1 protein-coding gene is annotated in these 679 nt (G+C 37.7%); it reads right to left on the bottom strand.

Annotated features, from left to right (window positions below):
• On the bottom strand, positions 1 to 496 hold a 496-nt coding region (locus C9I86_RS19835), incomplete at its 3' end, for an Orn/Lys/Arg decarboxylase N-terminal domain-containing protein (RefSeq protein WP_304590020.1).
• Positions 497 to 679: the final 183 nt, after the last annotated feature.

Genomic DNA, 679 nt, shown 5'->3' with positions numbered 1-679 from the left:
AGTACTCATGGATATCGTTGTAGTGCATCATCGCTTTCATGAACGGTGGTAACACTTGTGCACGGTAACGACGCATTGAAGCAACGATACGGCCAGCAACGAAGTCAGCAGTGTCTTCTAGTACAGAATAACACTCATCAACACGTTCCATTAACTGGCGGTTGTTAAGAATAGAAGTACGAGCGCGTTCTGCTAGTAGAAATACTGGTACTTCAGATTGACGCGCTTGAAGTGCACTTAGTAGTTCAACTTCTTCGTTAGAGTTAACGATTTGCTCTTCAGTTTTTTCTAGTGCTAATACTAGGCTGTCAATTTGAGTAGACAGAATAACCGCACGTGCATCTTCGTAAGAAGTAGCAGTGATGATTTCGATAGTGCGGTTTTGTAGTTCAGCAACAAGCGACTTAGTTGCGCGGTCTGCAAAGCTGTTTGGAGTAATATTTTGGTGCTCGATAACAAGAGCACGCATTTTATTTGTACTACTATTATTGTTCATAATAACGCCTGAATAAAATGGTGGATAACAGGTGTGTTTTAACTCGACATATTAATTATGAAAAATTAAAAGGCCTGACCGAATATTTTAGAAAGGGAATAAATAATACTGTTTATTAATAGTGATAATTAATTGTCAGTGTATTTATTATTTATTCCCATTTCCGTTCTAGTTAGTTATTAA

The organism is Photobacterium sp. NCIMB 13483 (assembly GCF_003025475.1).
GTDB lineage: Bacteria > Pseudomonadota > Gammaproteobacteria > Enterobacterales > Vibrionaceae > Photobacterium > Photobacterium piscicola.
The sequence above is the reverse complement of the archived record's forward strand: the minus strand, read 5'-3'. Positions and strand labels throughout refer to the sequence as shown.